At 77.6% G+C, this 15946-nt stretch carries 11 protein-coding genes; 4 read left to right on the forward strand and 7 right to left on the reverse strand.

Going from position 1 to position 15946, the window contains the following annotated elements; genetic code table 11:
* Positions 1 to 60 precede the first annotated feature (60 nt).
* Positions 61 to 612 (forward strand): nucleoside/nucleotide kinase family protein, encoded by a 552-nt coding sequence (locus tag CLV37_RS11210; protein WP_106210291.1) that lies wholly within the window; start codon positions 61 to 63, stop codon positions 610 to 612.
* A 3-nt stretch (positions 613 to 615) separates the two neighbouring features.
* On the opposite strand, the gene nudC is transcribed toward CLV37_RS11210, so the two are convergent.
* Positions 616 to 1593: an NAD(+) diphosphatase gene (gene nudC / locus CLV37_RS11215; protein ID WP_170127199.1), complete on the reverse strand. Its 978-nt coding sequence runs from the start codon at positions 1591 to 1593 to the stop codon at positions 616 to 618.
* 50 nt (positions 1594 to 1643) lie between these two features.
* Here nudC and CLV37_RS11220 point away from each other — a divergent pair, with 50 nt between their 5' ends.
* Positions 1644 to 2570, forward strand: a complete 927-nt coding sequence (locus CLV37_RS11220) for a phosphotransferase (protein ID WP_245885359.1) — start codon at positions 1644 to 1646, stop codon at positions 2568 to 2570.
* 24 nt (positions 2571 to 2594) lie between these two features.
* Positions 2595 to 3353, forward strand: a complete 759-nt coding sequence (locus tag CLV37_RS11225) for an endonuclease/exonuclease/phosphatase family protein (protein WP_170127200.1) — start codon at positions 2595 to 2597, stop codon at positions 3351 to 3353.
* A gap of 12 nt (positions 3354 to 3365) precedes the next feature.
* On the opposite strand, the gene CLV37_RS27560 is transcribed toward CLV37_RS11225, so the two are convergent.
* Positions 3366 to 3542, reverse strand: coding sequence for a helix-turn-helix domain-containing protein (locus tag CLV37_RS27560; RefSeq protein ID WP_170127201.1), 177 nt, complete (start codon positions 3540 to 3542; stop codon positions 3366 to 3368).
* A gap of 179 nt (positions 3543 to 3721) precedes the next feature.
* On the opposite strand from CLV37_RS27560, the gene CLV37_RS11235 reads away from it, so the two are divergent.
* The gene (locus tag CLV37_RS11235; protein ID WP_106210726.1) at positions 3722 to 5308 is read left to right on the forward strand and encodes a methyl-accepting chemotaxis protein; all 1587 of its coding nucleotides are present in this window, start codon (positions 3722 to 3724) and stop codon (positions 5306 to 5308) included.
* 605 nt (positions 5309 to 5913) lie between these two features.
* On the opposite strand, the gene CLV37_RS11240 is transcribed toward CLV37_RS11235, so the two are convergent.
* The 5 genes from CLV37_RS11240 to CLV37_RS11260 all read right to left on the reverse strand — a co-directional run bounded on the left by CLV37_RS11240 (position 5914) and on the right by CLV37_RS11260 (position 15926).
* Complete coding sequence (locus CLV37_RS11240; RefSeq protein WP_146149369.1) at positions 5914 to 7821, reverse strand: HD-GYP domain-containing protein; 1908 nt, start codon at positions 7819 to 7821, stop codon at positions 5914 to 5916.
* Positions 7822 to 7886: 65 nt separating this feature from the next.
* Positions 7887 to 11240, reverse strand: a complete 3354-nt coding sequence (locus CLV37_RS11245) for a UvrD/REP family DEAD/DEAH box helicase (RefSeq protein WP_106210303.1) — start codon at positions 11238 to 11240, stop codon at positions 7887 to 7889.
* Positions 11240 to 14611 carry an ATP-dependent helicase gene (locus CLV37_RS11250; protein ID WP_211298569.1) on the reverse strand — a complete coding sequence of 1124 codons (3372 nt, stop codon included), beginning with the start codon at positions 14609 to 14611 and terminating at the stop codon, positions 11240 to 11242. The genes CLV37_RS11245 and CLV37_RS11250 overlap by 1 nt, the downstream gene beginning before the upstream one ends.
* Before the next feature lie 5 nt (positions 14612 to 14616).
* On the reverse strand, positions 14617 to 15558 hold the full coding sequence (locus CLV37_RS11255; protein ID WP_106210304.1) for a methylenetetrahydrofolate reductase: 942 nt from the start codon (positions 15556 to 15558) through the stop codon (positions 14617 to 14619).
* Positions 15555 to 15926, reverse strand: a complete 372-nt coding sequence (locus CLV37_RS11260; RefSeq protein WP_106210306.1) for an MGMT family protein — start codon at positions 15924 to 15926, stop codon at positions 15555 to 15557. The genes CLV37_RS11255 and CLV37_RS11260 overlap by 4 nt, the downstream gene beginning before the upstream one ends.
* Between the last annotated feature and the right edge of the window lie 20 nt (positions 15927 to 15946).

The raw sequence follows: 15946 nt of genomic DNA on the forward strand, positions 1-15946 counted from the left end.
CCCACCGGCCCCCGCGAGTTCGCGGACCGGTGGGCCGTCTCGTTGCCCCCGGGGGCGCGGGTGGGGGTCGACGGGGCGGTCGACGCCGACACCCGCTGGTACGCCGAGCACCTGGTCGCGGCTCTGCGGGCGCTCGCGCGGCCCGTGCTGGTCGCCGACTGGCGGGGTTTCTGGCGGCCCCGGTCGCTGCGGTTCGAGTTCGGCCGCGACGACCCGGACACCTACTACGACTCCTGGCTCGACGTACCGGGCGTGTACCGCGAGCTCCTCGCACCGCTGGGAGAACCGTCCGGGCGGCGGTGGGTGGAGTCGCTGTACGACCCGCAGACCGACCGGGCCTCGCGCGCGCCGCGGCAGGACGCGCCCGACGACGCGGTGCTGGTGTTCGCCGGCTCGTTCCTGCTCAAGGACGACGTGCGGTGGGGCTTCGACGCCGTGGTGCACCTGACGACGTCGGACGCCGCGATCCGGCGGCGGGTCCCCGCCGAGGACGCCGCACGGGTCCTCGGCGGCTGGAACCGCTACCTGGCCGAGGACTCGCCGGCCGACGCCGCAGCGGTGGTGCTGCGCTGCGAGGACCCGCGCCACCCCGCGGAACTGCTGCGGGAGTGAGCCTCAGGTCCAGGGGTGGTCGTTCGGGACGGGCAGCGGACCGCCGTACCAGGCCTCGATGAGCCGGCGCGCGATCGAGACCCCCGGGGGCGGCAGCACCCCGCCCGTCTTCAGCTCCTCGGTCAGCTCCTCGCGGGTGAACCACCGGGCCAGCGCGATCTCGTCGCCGTCGACCTTGATGTCGGTCGTCACGGCGCGGGCCGCGAAACCCACCATGAGGCTCGCGGGGAACGGCCACGGCTGGCTGCCCAGGTAGCGGACGTCGTCGAGCTCGGGGCCGATGACGATCCCGGCCTCCTCGAACGCCTCGCGCCGCACGGTGTCCTCGAAGCACTCCCCCGGTTCCACGAAACCCGCGAGCACCGAGTAGCGGTTGGCGGGCCAGACCGGCTGGTGCCCCAGCAGGAGCCGGTCGTCCGGGGAGACGATCGCCATGATGACGGCGGCGTCCGAGCGCGGGAAGTGCTCGCGCCCACCGGGTTCGGCCTTGACCCAGCCCGACGTCGTGGCCGTCAGCGGTTCGCCGGTGCGCGGGGAGAACCGCGTGACGGCGTGCCAGTTGCCCATCGCCAGGGCCTCGGTGAACAGTCCCGCGTCGAGGGCGGGCAGGTCCTCGCCGACCTCGCGCAGCCCCCGCCACTCCTCGCCGCCCGCGGCGCCGTCGGTGGCCTCCGGTTCGGCGTCGGCGGACACGAGGGCGACGTGGTGGACCGGCGTGCCGGTGCTGTCGTCCACCCCGAGGTAGAGGGTCAGGTCGTCCGGGCCGGGGGCGGGCACCTCGGACGGCGCGCGCAGGACGAGCCGGGGACCCTCGGGAGTGGTCACGACGGGGGCGCGGCCGGCGTGCACCCGCAGCACGCGCGTGGTGTCCGAGCGCCACAGGTCGGCCAGCCAGGTCGGCGACGTGCGGTTCGCCCCGGCCCGGTCGAGGTGCTGGCGGGACAGCGCGAGATCGCGCAGCGGAGGACTCGGGAGCGGCACGGGGGTCACTCCTGCACCCTACGCAGCCCCCTTCCCCATACCGTAGGGGCGTGCCCGCCCGCTCCCCCCGTGTCCTCGCCGCCCTCGCCACCGCCGCCGTGCGGGGTCTGGACGTCGTGGCCGCGGGTCCCGCCGACGCCGACGGGGCGGACTTCGACGTCGCCGTCGTGGTCGACGACGGCGGCGGGCGCTTCGTGGTCCGGACCCCCCGGCGCGCCGCGGCCGCCGCGGCGCTGGACACCGAGATGGACCTGCTGCGGGGCCTGCTGAAGGACCTCGCGGCCCCGCTGCCGTTCGCGGTCCCGGAGGTCGTGGGGACCCTGGCCCTGCCCGACGGGGGCCGCTGCGTCGTGCACCCCGAGCTGCCGGGCCACCCGCTCGACCCCGGCGACCTGCGCCCCGGTCCCGGGCTGGCCGCCTCCCTGGGGGTCGGGCTGGCCGCGCTGCACCGCGTCGACGCGGCCGTCTTCACCGAGGCCGGGGTGCCGGTGTACGACGCCGAGGAGTACCGCCGCCGCCGGTTGTCCGAGCTCGACCGCGCCGCGGGCACCGGTCACGTCCCGCCGCGGCTGCTCACGCGCTGGGAGGCGCTCATGGAGGACGTCACGCACTGGCGGTTCGCGGCGACGCCCGTGCACGGCGACCTCGTCGGGGAGCACGTGCGCACCGACGGCGCGACGCTGACGGGCATCACCGGCTGGGTCGACGCCAAGGTCGCCGACCCCGCCGACGACTTCGCCTGGCTCGCCGTCGGGGCCGACCCCGACGCGCTGGAGTCCGTGCTGGAGGCCTACGCCCACGCCCTGCCCGAACCGCCCGACCCGGACCTGCTGCTGCGGGCGCGCCTGGCCGGCGAGCTCGCCCTGGCCCGCTGGCTGCTGCTCGGGCTGCGCATCGAGGACGCCGAGATCGTCGAGGACGCCCGGCGGATGCTCGACGAGCTCGCCACCCACGCCGACGCCCACCCGCTGGGCTGATCCGTGCGGTTGCGGCTGGCGTCGGTGAACGCCGCGTCCGGGCGCGACCTGCGCTCCGGGCGCGTCGACACGCCCGCGCTCGTCGAGGCCGTCGCGGCGCTGGACGCCGACGCCGTCGCCGTCCAGGAGGTGGACCACCTGCTGCCGCGCAGCGCCGGGGTGGACCAGACCGCCCTGCTGGCCGCCGGCCTCGGCGGCCGGGGCCGTTTCGTGGCGACCGTCCACGGCACACCCGGTGCACCGCAGGGGGTCCGCGAGGCGCACCGGACGGTGGCGGACGAGCCGTCGTACGGGATCGCCCTACTGCTGCGCGGCCCGCACGACGAGGCGCTGGGGTTCCGGGAACTGCGGATGCCCGCCGGGCGCGGGCGGTTGCCCGTGCTGGACCCCGCCGCGGGGCTGCGGCTGATCCCCGACGAGCCGCGCGCCGTGGTGGCCGCGGTGCTGCGGACCCCGGCCGGGCCGGTCAGCGTGCTCGCCACGCACCTGTCGTTCACGCCCTGGCAGGCCGGGGTGCAGCTGCGCAGGATCCGCGAGTTCGCCCGGACCCTGCCCCGGCCACTGGTGCTGCTGGGGGACCTGAACCTGCCGCCGGGCGTGGTGCGGCGGGTGCTGCCGTGGACGCCGCTCGTGACCGGCCCGACGTTCCCCTCCCCCGCGCCCAAGGTCCAGCTCGACCACGCCCTGGCCGACGGCCTGCCCGCCGCGGTACGCGTCTCGGGGCGCGTGGAGCGGGTCGGGGGCAGCGACCACCGCGCCGTCGTGGTGGACCTGGAGCTCTGAGGGGCGGGCGCGTCAGCCCGCGTCGCGCTCCGGTTCCAGCAGGGCCGAGGTGCGCTGGCGGGTGACCCCGAACAGCTCCGCGATCTCGGGCACGCTGCCGCCCCCGGCCCGCAGCGCCCGCGCCTGGGCGCGGCAGCCGTCCTGCTTCCCGGAGCCGCCGTCGGGCAGGCTCTCTCGTGGTCGAGCCACCCCCGCGCCCCGGTGCGCCGGCGGAACCGTGCGGAGCCGGGTGTCGCCCGTCACTGCGGCTCAGGTGCCGGGCCCGCCGGTCGATCGGCACGGTCAGGAGCGCTGGGCCGGCCAGCGCGGGCCGCCGCCACCGGGGCCGACGTCACCGGGCCGACCTCGCCCGGACCGTGGGAGAGAACGTGTTCGCTGCACTGCGCGACCTGCGCGTGGCCGCCAAGCTGGCGGTCGGTTTCAGCCTCGTGGGGGTCCTGCTGGTCCTCGTGGCCGGTGTGGGCGTCCAGCGCCTCAGCGCCGCCCAGGCGAAGATGGACTACCTGTCCACGTCGGGCATCGCCTCGGTCGACAGCATCGACACGGTCCAGACCGCCTTCGTCCGCCTGCAGCTGGACATCGCGAACGCCGCCCTGACCCCCGACGCGGCCGGCACCAGCGCCGCGCTGGCGCAGACGGACGCCGACGGCAAGGCCCTCGACGCCGCCTGGACGACGTACCTGGGCACCGACCCCGCGGCCGGCACCGACGAGCAGCGCACCTACACCGACGCCCTCACGGCCTACCGCAGCGCCGCCCAGGGCCTCGTCCCGCTGGCCACGGACAACGACCTGGCCGGTTTCGTCGCGCTGCGCACCTCCACCGTGACGCCGCAGGGCGAGAAGGTCGCCCAGGCCCTCGCGACGATCAACGAGGCCGAGGCCGCCTCGGCCGTGCAGCTCGCCGCGCAGGGCAAGGCCGCCTACCGTCAGGCCGTCGCGGTCCTCGTCGTGTGCGTCCTGGTCGCCCTGGCCCTGGCCGTCGTCGTGGCCGTCCTCATCTCCCGTTCCATCGCCCGCCCGCTGGGCCGGGCCGTCGTCGTCATGGAGGGCCTGGCCGCGGGCCGGCTCGACCAGCGCGTCGCGTACGTCGCCAAGGACGAGGTCGGCCGCCTGTCCGCCGCCACCGACACCTCCCTGGACTCCCTGTCGGCCACCGTCGGGCGCATCAGCGTCAACGCCGGCGCCCTGGCCGCCTCCAGCGAGGAGCTGACCACGGTGGCCACCCAGCTGTCCGGCGGGGCCGAGGAGTCCGCCGCCCAGGCCCAGGTCGTCTCCAGCGCCACCGAGCAGATCAGCGCCTCCATCGGCACCGTCGCCGCGGCCGGGGAGCAGATGACGTCGGCGATCCGCGAGATCGCCTCGGCCACCGCCGACGCCTCCGCGACCGCCGCCACCGCCGTCACCGCCGCCCAGGACGCCTCGGTGACGCTGGCCCGCCTGTCCGCCTCCAGCCGCGAGATCGGTGACGTGGTCAAGCTCATCACCTCCATCGCCGAGCAGACGAACCTGCTGGCGTTGAACGCGACCATCGAGGCCGCGCGGGCCGGGGAGATGGGCAAGGGCTTCGCCGTCGTGGCCGGGGAGGTCAAGGAACTGGCCCAGCAGACTGCCCGGGCCACCGAGGAGATCGTCGCCAAGGTCGGGGCGACGCAGGCCGACGCCCAGGCCGCGACCGCCGCCATCGAGCAGATCGGCGAGGTCATCGTGCGCGTCGACGCGCTGCAGGCCACCATCGCCGCCGCGGTGGAGGAGCAGTCGGCGACCACCGCCGAGATGGTCCGCAACGTCACCGAGGTCTCCACCGGCAGCCAGGAGATCTCGGTGAACATCTCCGGCATCGCCGCCGCCTCCTCCCAGACGACGACCAGCGCCGGGCACACCGCGACCACGGCCGACGAGGTCGCCCGGTCGGCGGCCGAGCTGAACGCCCTCGTCGCCACGTTCACGCTCTGAGGTCCGGCCCCGGGTGGGCCGTGACGTCGCCCCGCCCGCGGGGCCACCCGGGGCGGCACCACGGTCCCCGGCCGGCCCCTCGGGTCCGCCGGCGGCCCGCCGCCGCTGGTGGTCGGTGTCGAGGAACCGGTCGAGGGACGGGGCCGCTCGCTCGTCCGCACCGAGCCGAACACCCCGCCCGGTCCGCCGGGGCCGGCCGATGACCCGGCACGCGGGTCGGCGCGCTCGCGCAGGTCGACGCCCGCGTCCCGGCGGCCGCGAGCGCCGGTGCGGTACCGCACGGACGGCCGAGCGCCGGCGCAGCACCCGCGCTGCTGCCCGGCGGCTCGTGCACCTCAGTCCCAAGCTCGGCCCCTGCGCCGACCACGGTCGGGACCCCGGTGGACGCCGCACGACCGGGGCGGCCCTCCTCGGTCGCCCCACCCGGCCCGGCGCCGGGAGGAGGTGGCTCAAGGCGGACCCCGCCCCGTCCCGGGCCCCGCGGTGCGGGACGTCGCACGACCGGTCTCACCCGCGGTACCCGCGGCCGTGCAGTCCCGGCCCGGACGGTGAGCGCTCGTCGTACCGGGTCTCGCCGCGGACGTCGCGCAGGCCGGTGGACGGGATCAGCAGTGGGCGTTCCCGTGTCCTCGACCGTTGCCGTTGCCGTTGCCGCTGCAGTTCCCCACCTGGGTGGCGGTGGCCGTGGCCGTGGCCGTCGCGGTGGCCGTGGCCGTGGCCGTCGCGGTGGCCGTGGCCGTCGCGGTGGCCGTGGCGGTGGCCGTGGCCGTGGCCGTCGCGGTGGCCGTGGCCGTCGCGGTGGCCGTGGCCGTGGCCGTGGCGGTCCCCGTAGCCGTCGGCGTGGCCGTCGGCGTGGCCGTCGCGGGCCCCGGTGCCGTGGACCCGGTACTCGTGGGGGCGGCCGTCGACCCGCCAGGCGTGGTCGGACCGGACGTCGGACCGGACGTCGGACCGGACGTCGGACCGCTGGGTGGGGCCGTGGTCGGACCGGACGTGGGGACGGCGGCGGGACTGGCGGTGGGACTGGCGGCGGGCGACGCCGTCGGGCGGCTCGTGGGAACCGGGCTGCGGACGGGCGTCACGGTCGGTCGGGCGGTGGGCGTGCTGCGGACCGCGGTGGCCGCCGGACGGCTGCGGACGGTCGACGCCGGGGAGGCGTCGCGCAGCGCCGAGCTCGTCGGAGGCGGGGCGGTGCCCTGCCCCGCGGGGGGCGTGGCCGCCCCGGGCCCCAGGGTCGGCGCCGCCGTGGACGACGACGCGGCGGCCGCCGTGGGCGCGTCGGAGGTGGGGACGGGAGCGGCTGGGGGCGCACCGGTGGGTGTGCCGGTGGGAACGGTGCCGGGAGGGGTGGTGGCGTGGTCGGCCGCGGGACGGGCGGTGGCGGCGGAGGCGGTCGGCAGGTCCACCGAGGCCGCGGCGGTGCTCGCACCGACTCCCACCGTCGCCGTGAGCACGGCCGCCAGGACCTGGCCACCGGCCGTCTGCCCGATGGCGGCCACGGACGACAGCGCCTGCGCCGGCAGTGACCCGACGCCCGGCAACGCCGCGAGCAGGGTCGCCGGTCCCGCGACCAGCCGCAGCCGCCCGATGCCCACCGACAGGAAGGCCCGCACGACGTCGGGGTCGAACTGGGTCCCGGCACAGCGGGTGATCTCGGCGCGGGCCTGCTCGGCGGGCATCGGCTTCTTGTAGGAACGCGCCGAGGTGATGACGTCGTAGGTGTCGGCCACGGCGATGATGCGCGCCGCCAGGGAGACGTCCGTGCCGGCCAGCCCCCGGGGGTAGCCGGCGCCGTCCCACCGTTCGTGGTGCTGGTCCACACCGTCCAGCCACGGGCCCAGCCACGAGCGCAGGGGCTGGACCAGGCGCGCGCCGTGGCAGGGGTGCTGCTGCAGCTGCGCCCACTCGGCCTCGGTGGGGCGCCCGTTCTTGTTGATGACGTCGACGGGCACGTGCAGCTTGCCCACGTCGTGCAGCAGCGCGGCCCAGCTGAGCCGTTCCACGTCGGCCTCGGGCAGCTTCAGCTCGCGGCCGATGAGGGCGGCGTAGGCCTGGACCCGTTCACCGTGCGCGCGGGTGCGGGCGTCGTGCGCCGCGAGGCTGCCGACGAGCGCGAGCAGGCGCTCCGCGGACTCGTCCGCGCCGTCCCCCGCGCGGTCCTGCTCCAGGGCCGCGGGCGAGAAGGTGCGGCGCGCGACCTCGAACCGGCTGGGCACGCGGTCGGGCAGCACGAGGCTGAGCCGCAGCATGGAGGCCAGCGGCACGAGCCGTCGCAGCCAGCGGGAGAGGGCCACGAGCACCGACGTCGGCAGGACGACGACGAGGACCAGCCACAGCACCGGCGGCACCCCCACGCGCGAGGCCGGCGCCCAGTGCGCCGCCGCCGCCCCCACGCCGAGCGCGAACAGCACCGGACCGAACGAGGCGGTCCCACGGACGAGCGCCGCCAGCACGGGGCGGGGTCGCCAGCTCGTCCCTCCTGCCGCGTAGTTCTGCGTCGGTCCGCCTGCCACGGGTGGACCGTCGACCGCCGGGGGGCGCTGGTTGAGGGGCGTTCACCCGGGTGGAGGGGTCCCGTTCACCCCACCGGTACCGACAGCACCAGCCGTTCCAGGTCCCCGGGCCCGAACAGGTCGACCGGACGCACCGTCTCGCCCGTGGAGGCGTAGAAGAACGCCGCGCTGACGTCCTCCAGCGGTACGCCGTGCCACCGCGACCACGCCAGCCGGTAGACGGCGAGCTGCACGTCCCGGGCCCGGGCGGCCTCCCCCTCGGGCGGGCGACCGGTCTTCCAGTCGACGACGTCCCAGCGGGTCCGGCCGTCGGCCCCCGTCGTCGCGAACACGGCGTCGATGCGGCCGCGGACGACGAGACCGGCCACGGGGGTCTCCACGGACACCTCGACGAACTCCGGGTCCCGCGACGCCCACTCGGAGGCGAGGTAGGTGCGTTGCAGCGCAGCCAGTTCACGGTCGTCGGCGGCGTCCTCGTCGGCCGACCCCGGAAGGTCGACGAGGTCGAGGAGGGAGCTGGTGGTGAACCGTTGCTCCAGCCACGCGTGGAACGCCGTCCCGCGCCGGGTCGCCGGGCGCGGTTCGAGCGGGACGGGCCGGCGCAGCTGCAGCGCGAGCGCGTCGGGGTCCTGGGCCAGGGCGACCAGGCGCGAGGCGGACAGGTGGGCGGGCAGCAGGACTCCCGGCACCTGGCGCGCCGCGGCGCGCTCGCCGAGCAGGAGCTCGGTCTGCTCGCTCCAGGAGCGGACCTCCTCGTCGAGGGCCGGGTCGAGGGCCGGGTCCACGGCGGGCAGCTCGCCCGCGAGCGCGGCGCGCACGAGCGCGGCGCCGGCGTCGACCTCGGTGCGGCGCGAGGCCAGCGGGTCCACCGGCCACACGACGCGCTGCGGGTTCGCGGTGCGCGGGTTCACCGCGTCCGGTCCCGGCGAGGGGGCCGGCGGCAGCGAGACGAGCCCGGGGACCGCCCCCGGGGGCGCCTCGAGCACCTCGCGCAGGAACCGGGACGGTTCGCGGGGCTTCGTCGCGTCGTCCCAGTACGCCCCCGACAGCAGGAGCTCCTCCTTGGCGCGGGTGAAGGCGACGTAGGCCAGCCGGCGTTCCTCGGCGAGCTGGTGGTCGCCGCAGCCGAGGAGGAACTCCTCACGCGCCTCGTCGAGCTCCTTCTGCGTCGAGGCGGAGAAGACGCCGAACTCCGGCAGGCTGGCCCGGTCCCCGCGCAGCGGGTACGGCAGGACACCGAGGGAACTCGTCCCGCCCAGCCAGCCGGGGGCGGTGTCACCGGTCGCCGGGAAGTTCTTCTCGACCAGGCCGGGCACCGCGACGACGTCCCACTCCAGCCCCTTGCTGGCGTGCACGGTGAGCAGCTGGACGGCGTCGGTCGCCACGTCGGAGGCGCCCGGCTCGAGGCCGCGCTCGCGGACCTCCGCCGCCTCGAGCCAGGCCAGGAACCCGCCGAGCCCGGGGCGCTGGGCACTGGCCGAGAACGAGGCCGCCGCGTCGGCGAGGGCGTCGAGGTTGGCCCGCTCGAACGACGGGGAGCTGCCGGGCCGGGCCCCGACCTCGACGTCGAGCAGGAGGGCGCGTTCGACCTCCCCCACGAGGTCGGCGACCGGCAGGTGGGTCCGGGTCCGCAGCCGGCGCAGCGTCGCGGCCAGCCGGGACAGCCGGCGGTGGGCCCGTGGCGACAGGCCGCGGCCGTCCGGCCCGGTCCAGGTGGGGGCGGGCAGCTCGTCCAGGGCCTCGACGAGGCTGACGGTCTCCACCTCGTCGGGCAGCACGACGACGTCGACGGGGTCGACCTCCGCCTCGCCCTGGTGGGTGCGACGGCGCTGCAGCTGCCGGGCCCAGACCCCGAGGGTCGCGAGGTCGCGGGCCCCCAGGCGCCAGCGCGCGCCCGTCACCAGGCGCGCGAGGTGGTCCCCGCGGCCGGGGTCGTGCAGGACGTGCAGGGTGGCGACGACGTCGGCGACCTCGGGCGTCGACAGCAGGCCGCCCAGACCCACCACCTCGACGGGCAGCCCCGCCTCGCGCAGCGCCTTCTGCAGCACGACGAACTGCGACCGCTTGCGGCACAGCACGGCCGCGGTGCGGCGCGGCCGGGGGTCGGCGCCGGGCACACCGCGTTCGAGGGCCCGGCGCTCGACGGCGAGGCGCTCGGAGTCGGCCCGCCACACCTCGGCCAGCCGCGCGGCGACCTCGGCGGCCTCCTCCTCGACCGTGCTCGCGAACGCCGTCCGCACCCGGCCGGCACCGGCACCCGGGCGCGGCCGCAGGACCGCGACGGTGCCGGCCGCCAGGGTCGCGTTCAACGGCGCGGCGGCCAGGTTCGCCGCCGCGAGGACCCCGGAGTCGTTGCGCCAGCTCGTCGCGAGCGGCAGCTGCGGGGCGGGGGTGTCGTCGGCGCGGCGGAAGTGGGCGGGGAAGCTCACGAGGTTGCCCGCGCTCGCGCCGCGCCAGCCGTAGATCGACTGGTGCGGGTCCCCCACGGCCGTCACGGGGTGCCCCCCGCCGAACAGGGACCGCAGCAGGGCCAGCTGCGCGTAGCTGGTGTCCTGGTACTCGTCGAGCAGCACGATGCGGTGCGCGGCCCGCTCGGCGGCCGCGACCGCGGGCACCTCCTCGGCCAGGCGCGCGGCGAGCAGGACCTGGTCGCCGAAGTCGAGCTGCTCGGCCTCGCGCTTGCGGCGCTGGTACTCGCGCAGCAGCGGGACGACGTGCTTGCGGGCCTGCTGGACACCGAGGATCGCGGCCACCTTGGCGTACGGCTCGCCCGGGACCCCCGCGCCGAACGTCGCGACGCTCTTGTCGTCCTTGGGCAGGGTCCGGACGTACGCCTCCACCTCGTCGACCAGACCCAGCACCGCGTCGGCGTCGACGAGGTGCTCGGCGCACTCCCCGGCCAGCTGCAGCAGCGCCGCGGCCAGCGTCGAGGGCGCGGCGTCGATCCCGGGCAGGTCCCCGCGCCAGGTCTCGACGACCTCCGAGGCCAGCTGCCACGCACCGGCGTCGGACAGCACCGTCGACTGCGGCTCGATGCCGAGGCGCAGCCCGTGGTCGGTGACGAGCGACGCGGCGTACGCGTGGTAGGTCGAGACGACCGGTTCACCCTCGCCCAGCCCGTCCCCGTCCGCCCCCGAGGGACCCAGCCCGTGCGCGCGCAGCGCCCGCAGCCGGCGGCGCACCCGTTCGGCCAGCTCACCGGCGGCCTTGCGCGTGAACGTCAGGCCCAGGACGTCCTCGGGGGCGACGAGGCCGTTCGCGACGAGCCACACCACCCGCGAGCTCATCGTCTCCGTCTTGCCCGAGCCCGCCCCCGCCACGACGAGCATCGGCTCGACGGGGGCCTCGATGACGGCGACCTGCTCCGGGGTCGGGGCGGGCCGGCCCAACCGGGCGGCGATGTCCAGCGCGGACAGCATCAGCGCCCCCCTTCCTCGACGACGCTGCGCCCGGCGTCCTGGGCCGGGCAGGAACTGCGCACCGGGCAGTAGCTGCAGTGCGGGCCGACGACCGCCTCGAAGGTCGCGGCGGCCATGCCCTCGGCGGCGCGCGCGACCAGGTCGCGCGCCCAGTGCGGGTCCTCGTCCTCGGCCAGCGGCACCTGGTGCTGCTGGGGTGCCTTCTTCTGGGTGCCGCCCAGCTGGACCAGCGCGGCACCCCCCGACCCGGCGGCGGACCCGAGCGTGCGGAAGGCGCCCTCCTCGGCGGCCAGCTGGTACACGCCCAGCTGCGGCAGCCGCGCGAGGTCGGCCTTCGACGGCTGGGTCTTGCCGGTCTTGAGGTCGACGACCACGGGCCGGCCCTGCGCGTCGCGTTCGAGCCGGTCGACGCGGCCCCGGACGCGGGCGCGCCCGACCGTGACGTCGACGTCGAGCTCAACACCGTCGAGCGTGCGGCCCTCCCGGCGGGCTTCGCGGTAGTACTCGGCGAGCTTGTCGACCATCCGGTCTGCGCGGGCCCGGGCCCGGTCCGCGACCCAGCCGTCGGGCATCCCGAGCGTGGGCCACAGCGCGTCCAGGCGCCGGCGCAGCTCGAACGCGTCGGCGTCGGGGGCCTCGGAGGCGATGCGGTGCACCAGGTTCCCGATCGACTGGCTCGTGGAGTCCGTGGGGCGGGCCCCGGAGCTCTCCAGCAGCCAGCGCAGACCGCAGCGCTCGAAGCTCTCGACGCGCGAGGGCGAGACGGCGACCTCGGCGTCCGGGGCGCGCAGGGGTCCGTCGTCGGTGAGGTCCTCGACGCCGTACCAGTCGCCGGGGTCGGCGCCGGGCACGCCGGCGCGGGCCAGGGCCGCCAGCCGGGCGGCGGCCGCGGCCCGGCGGGCGGGGGTCTCGACGGCGGCGGGGGCGCAGACCACCTGCCGCAGCCGCGCGACCAGCGCCGGCAGCGACACGGCCCGGGGCACGGCGGCGACGGGCCGCTCCTCCTCGCCCGCGTCCTCGAGGCCGGCGGCGGCGGCGACCAGGCCGACGAACGCCGAGGGCCGTTCGTCCTCGGTCCGCACCGCGGTCACCACGAGCTCGTCGCGGGCCCGGGAGACCCCGACGTGGAACAGCCGCAGCTCGTCCTCGAGCACGGCCCGGCGCGCGCCGGGCCCGCCGCTGTCGCGGCCCTCGAGGACGTCGACGAGGGCCTGCGCCCCCAGGACCGAGCCGCGCAGGCGCAGGTCGGGCCAGACGCCCTCCTGGACGCCGGCCACCACGACGAGGTCCCACTCGCGCCCGACCGCGCCCTGGGGCGTGGTCAGGGTCACGGCGCCGGCGTCGGGCGCGCGGTCGGCGAGGGTGTCCTCGGGGACCTCGGCCGCGCGCAGCTGCGCCAGGAAGCGCCCGGCGCTGCCGCTGCCGGGGAACCGGTCGACGAAGCGGCCCGCCGCCTCGAACAGGGCGAGGACGGCGTCGAGGTCGCGGTCGGCCCGGCCGGCGTCGGCCCCCTCGAACGTCGCGCCCGCGAGCGCCGACCGCTGCCAGCGCGCGGCGAGGCCGGTGGCGTCCCAGACGGCCCACAGCACCGTCTCGGCGCTCGCGTCGGCGGCCAGCGCCGCGCGGCGCCCGGCCCGCAGCACGGCGGCGACGCGCAGGGCCGGGTCCAGAGCGGGGTCCGGGGCGTCCGGGGCGTCCGGGGGGCCCTGGAGGAGGGCGAGGTCCCCCGCGGCGGGCGCGTCGGGGTCGGCGAGCACCTGCGCGAGCGCGCGGGTGAGCACGACGTCGCTGCTGCGCCCGCCGCCGGCCTCCAGCTCCGCGCGCCGCAGCGCCTGCCGCAGCCGGCGCACCGCGACGACGTCGGCTCCGCCGACGGGTGAGGTCACGAGGTCGTGCACGACGGCGTCGGTGAGCTCGGCGGGGTCGAGCACGGCCCCGACCGCCGCCAGCAGGGGCCGCACGGCCGGTTCGTCCCGCACGGGGACCTCGGCGAGCGGGACCGCGAGGGGGACACCGGCCTGGGTCAGCGCGCGGCGCAGCGCGGCCGTGTGTCCGGCGGAGCGCACGACGACGGCCATCCGCGCCCAGGGCACCCCGTCGAGCAGGTGGCGACGGCGCAGCCGCTGGGCGACCCAGGCGGCCTCCTGGGTCGGGGAGCCGAGGACGGCGACCTCGACGAGCCCCTCGCCCTCGCGCCGCGCGGCGGCCGCCCGCTGCCGGGCCCCGCCCAGGGCCCCCACGCGCGCGGAGACGGCGCGGGTGACACCGTGCAGCGCCCGGCGTTGACGGTGGTCCGTGCCCAGCACGACGGTGCGGGCGGGCTCGCCCTGGAGGGTGAACCGGTCGGCCAGCGTGGCGGCCGCGCGCGCGTCGGCGCCGCGGAAGCCCTGGGTCACGGAGTCAGGGTCGGTCGTCAGGACCAGGTCGCGGCCGCCCGCGACGGTTCCCAGCAGCCGCAGGCCGGCCTCGGACAGGTCGTGGGCGTCGTCGACGGCGACGAGGTCCCAGCGGCCGCGCTCGGCGGTGAGCAGGTCGGTGTCGCCCTGCAGCGCCTTGACCGCCTCGTTGACGACCGACGCCGGGTCGTAGGCGTTGACCCACCGCAGCAGGTTCGTCCGCAGGTACTCCTCCAGGACGCTCGCCCCGCCGAGCCACTCCGGACGGCCCTCCCGGCGGGCCAGCGCCCGCAGGTCGTCGGGGTGCAGGTCCCGTTCCACCGCGCGCATGAGCAGGTCCCGCAGCTCGTTGCGGAAGCTGCGCAGGCCCCAGGAGTCGCGCGGGACGTCCTCGGGCCACTCGGGCGCCACCACGACCCCCGCCGGGTCGAGGTCGGGGTCGGGGTCGGAGTCCTGGTCGTCGGCCGTGGCGTCGAGGTGCCCGCGCAGGAGCTCGGCGATGATCGTGTCCTGCTCCGCACCCGAGATCAGCCGGGGCGGTTCCAGGCCCTCCAGGACGTGGACCCGGCGCAGGACCTCGAAGGCGTAGGACTGCGGGGTGCGGGCGGCGGGCTGCCCCGTCGTGCGGCGCAGGCGGTCGGACAGCTCGTCGCGCAGCAGGTCGGCCGCGCGCCGCGTCGGGGCCAGGACCAGGACGCGGTCGGGGTCCACGCCGTCGCGCTCGACGCGGGTGGCGACCAGCTCGCGCAGCGTGCGGGTCCGCCCGCTGCCGGGGGCACCGAGGACGACGAGCGGACCGTGGCCGGGGCGGGTCGCGAGGACCTCCTCCTGGCGCGCGTCCGGCCGCGGGGCGGGACGCGCGACCACCTCGGCCCGGCGCAGCCGCGGCGCCGGGGGGCGACGCGAGGGCTCACCGCCCCCGCCCCGGGCGCCCTCGTCCCGGGCACCGCGCGGGTCCTGCTGGTCTCGAAGCACGTCCGTCACGGAACCACAGGGGTCCGACACGACCCCTCCTCCGCCGTCCCCTGCGACGTCGGGGCCGGCGCCGAGGGCGCGGCCAGCCCCAGCTCGCGCACGAGCGTCTCGACGTTGGACGCCGCGTTGAGCGAGTACAGGTGCAGCACCTCGACCCCCTCGGCGAGCAGCCGCCGGCCGTCCTCGACGGCCACCCGCACGCCCTCCTCGCGGAAGGCCCCGCGGTCGTCGAGCAGCGGTGCGAGCCGGCGGTGCAGCCACGACGGCTCGTGCCCGTCGGTCAGCCGCCGGGTCACCTCCAGCACGCGGGGGCTGGTGACCGGCAGCAGGCCGGGCACGAGCGGGACGTCGCAACCGGCCGCGACGAGGCGGTCGCGCAGCCGCAGGAAGTCCTCCACGTCGTACGTCAGCTGGGCGACGGCCCAGCCGGCCCCGGCCCGGACCTTGCCCAGCAGGTGCCGCAGGTCGGTCTCCAGGTCGGGCGACTCGTGGTGGCCCAGCGGGAACGCCGCGACCCCGGCGCTGTCGACCCCGTGCTCCAGGGCGAGCCGGACGAGCTGGTCGGCGTGCTGGAAGCCCTCCGGGTGCGGGGTCCAGGGCGCCCGGGGGTCGCCGTCGGGGTCCCCCCGCAGCGCCAGGACGTCGCGCACCCCCCGGGCGAGGAGGTCGTCGACGACGCGTCCCAGCGCGACGGCGGGCTGCCCGACGGCGGTCAGGTGCGCGACCGGGCGCAGCGGCGTCTCGCGGGCCAGCCGCCCGGCCAGCTCGACGGTGCCGTCCCGGTCCCCGCCGCCGGCGCCGTAGGTGACCGAGGCGAACAGCGGCCCCAGGGGCGCCAGCCGCTCGACGGCCCGCCACTGCCGGGCGGCGGTGGCCTCGTCGTGCGCGGGGGAGAACTCGACCGAGAAGCGGCGCCGGGCGGTCCGCAGGTCCGCGACCAGGCTCACCGCGCCTCCCCGGCCACCGGCACGCCCGGTTCCCAGGGCGCGGTCCACTCCCCCGCGTCCCAGCGCGCGGCGCCGAGGTCGACGCGGACGTCGGCGGCGTCGTGCGCGAGCCGGCGCAGCGGGGTCCCCTCCGCGCGCCAGCGGCGCAGCGCCTCGTCGGCCAGCGGTGGCGGGGCGCTGCCGTCGGCGCGCAGCACGCGCCACCAGGGGACGTCGGACCCGAAGCGGCGCAGCACGTTCCCCACGAACCGGGGCCCGCGGTCCCCGACCCGGGCCCCGACGTCGCCGTAGGTCAGGACGCGGCCGCGCGGGATGGCGTGCACGACCTCGAGGATCTCCTCGGCGCGTTCGGGCAGGTGCGGGTCCACTCCCCCGAGCCTGCCACGGC

The organism is Kineococcus rhizosphaerae (assembly GCF_003002055.1).
GTDB classification, from domain to species: Bacteria; Actinomycetota; Actinomycetes; order Actinomycetales; family Kineococcaceae; genus Kineococcus; species Kineococcus rhizosphaerae.

Bases quoted from the DNA above. Each gene is read 5' to 3' on its own strand.
- CLV37_RS11245 (WP_106210303.1), bottom strand. From the start codon at position 11,240: ATGCTGTCCGCGCTGGACATCGCCGCCCGGTTGGGCCGGCCCGCCCCG.